The organism is Nonomuraea sp. KM90 (genome assembly GCF_052246675.1).
Taxonomy (GTDB): Bacteria; Actinomycetota; Actinomycetes; order Streptosporangiales; family Streptosporangiaceae; genus Nonomuraea.
Map to the genome: position 1 here is coordinate 1 of NZ_JBQQCB010000336.1, position 1,713 is coordinate 1,713.

General features: G+C 71.6%; 3 protein-coding genes and 1 pseudogene. 3 read left to right on the top strand and 1 reads right to left on the bottom strand.

From position 1 onward, the window contains the following. Positions 1 to 469: hypothetical protein (locus ACTWPW_RS64000; protein ID WP_443175007.1), on the bottom strand; the 469-nt coding region annotated here is incomplete at its 3' end. On the opposite strand from ACTWPW_RS64000, the gene ACTWPW_RS64005 reads away from it, so the two are divergent. From ACTWPW_RS64005 to ACTWPW_RS64015, 3 genes and pseudogenes are all read left to right on the top strand, one after another. After that, positions 464 to 769, top strand: a complete 306-nt coding sequence (locus ACTWPW_RS64005; RefSeq protein ID WP_443175008.1) for a hypothetical protein — start codon at positions 464 to 466, stop codon at positions 767 to 769. The genes ACTWPW_RS64000 and ACTWPW_RS64005 overlap by 6 nt on opposite strands. Continuing rightward, positions 687 to 1,109 carry a hypothetical protein gene (locus ACTWPW_RS64010; protein WP_443175009.1) on the top strand — a complete coding sequence of 141 codons (423 nt, stop codon included), beginning with the start codon at positions 687 to 689 and terminating at the stop codon, positions 1,107 to 1,109. Before ACTWPW_RS64005 ends, ACTWPW_RS64010 begins: the two co-directional genes overlap by 83 nt. Positions 1,110 to 1,199: 90 nt before the next feature. After that, positions 1,200 to 1,406 (top strand): annotated as a pseudogene (locus tag ACTWPW_RS64015) (DUF4277 domain-containing protein); the annotation flags it as partial. Between the last annotated feature and the right edge of the window lie 307 nt (positions 1,407 to 1,713).

A 1,713-nucleotide genomic window follows, 5' to 3' on the forward strand; every position in this document is an offset into this window, starting at 1 on the left:
GCGAGCTTGAAGCCCCCGCCTGGAGCGCAGGGCAGGCCGAAGGCAGGCTGGGCGGCTGGTCGTGCTGTGCCGCCTCGGCGTGCCCGGACCACCGCGCGATGGTCGACGTCGACGTCAGTCGTCCCACCCGGGCTCGTCCGGATTTCGCAGCTCCCGCACGCCCCCCGGGGCCGAGATCGGGCAGCGCGAAGGTGTAGGTGCCGATGACGTTGATGTGCCGGCGGCCGAACGGCGACAAGCGGGCGACATCCTCCTCCGCAAGCGGGTAGCCCACCTTCCGCAAAGCGCCCAGTGCCTTGTCGAAGCCGTCGATGAGCTTGTCCACCACGCCGGGCTCGGCGATGTCGCCGACGTGGAGGTCAGGATCGTCCAGGCTGATCCCGAAGTGGTCGTGATAGACGCGCCGGGGGTAGGCGTCGATCTTGCACAGGGACACCGGGCGCGCGCCGTCCAGCCCCCGCAGTTGCATGGCCGCCGCGTCGGCGCCGCCGATCTGGCCGAACTACGTGACGCGGCCGAGCACGCCCGCCACCTCGACTCCAAGTACGGCGGCGGCTCCTTCGGCTCCTCCCTGGTGGCCGCCTGCCTGCGCGAGCGCGCCGTCCCCCTGCTGAAGGGCACCTACACCGACGCCGTGGGCCGCGAGCTGTTCTCCGCCACCGCCCAGCTCGGCCGCCTGGCCGGATATGCGGCCTGGGACGTCGGCGACCAGGCCGGCGCCCCAACGGCACTACATCCAGGCCCTGCGCCTGGCCCGCGCCGCCGGTGACGTGCCGCTCGGCGGCTACGTCCTGGCCTCGATGTCCCTGCAGGCCGGACTCAACGACCACGTCGAGGACGCCATCGACATGGCCCAGGGCGCCTACGAGCGCGCCCGCGACCACGCCACCCCGCGCACGCTGGCGTTCTTCAAACTGGTCGAGGCCCGCGCGCACGCCCGCGCCGCCCGGCGGCACGGACGCGCCTGCGCCCGCCGCGCCGCGGGGCTGGCGCTGGCCCAGTCCGAAACCCTGCTCGGCCACGCCCACCCCGACGACGGCGACCCTACATGGATCGACTTCTTCACCCACGCCCGGCTAGCCCCGTTTTCCGCACGTCGAGGTAAGTGAAGATCGCTGGGTTGCTGTGGTGATCGTTGTCGCGGTATGACCTGGCTGGTGCGACAGCGTGCGCAGTGGGGCCAGGCCAGTGTCGAGAAGATGCTCGGGGCATTACCGGTGGTGGCCGGGTTCTGCTCGCGGTTGCGGATCCGGGAGCTGGTGGATGCGGCCTGCCCGGTGCGTGATGTCGCGGAGCTGACTCATGGGCAGGTGATCGAGGTGCTGGTGGCCAACCGGCTGACCTCGCCCGCGCCGCTGGTGCACGTGCAGGACTGGGCGCGCGCCTGGGCGGTGGGTGAGGCGTTCGGGGTCGAGCCCGCCCTGCTCAACGATGACCGGATCGGCCGCGCACTGGACGCTCTGGCCCCGCATCTGGACCAGGTGGCCGGGTCGGTCGGGCTGGCCGCGATCGAGGCGTTCGGCATCGAGGTGGCCCGCCTGCACTGGGACATGACCTCGATCTCGCTGCACGGCGACTACGAGCAGGTCGTGGAAGCGGGCGTCGGAGTTGGACAGCAGGTGCCAGACGATGGTCAGAATGGAGCGGCCGACCGCAACGACGGCTTTCTTCTTGCCGCGTCGGCGGGCGATGCGGCGGTAGCGCTCACCGAGG

Bases quoted from the DNA above. Each gene is read 5' to 3' on its own strand.
- ACTWPW_RS64010 (WP_443175009.1), top strand. From the start codon at position 687: ATGCGGCCTGGGACGTCGGCGACCAGGCCGGCGCCCCAACGGCACTAC.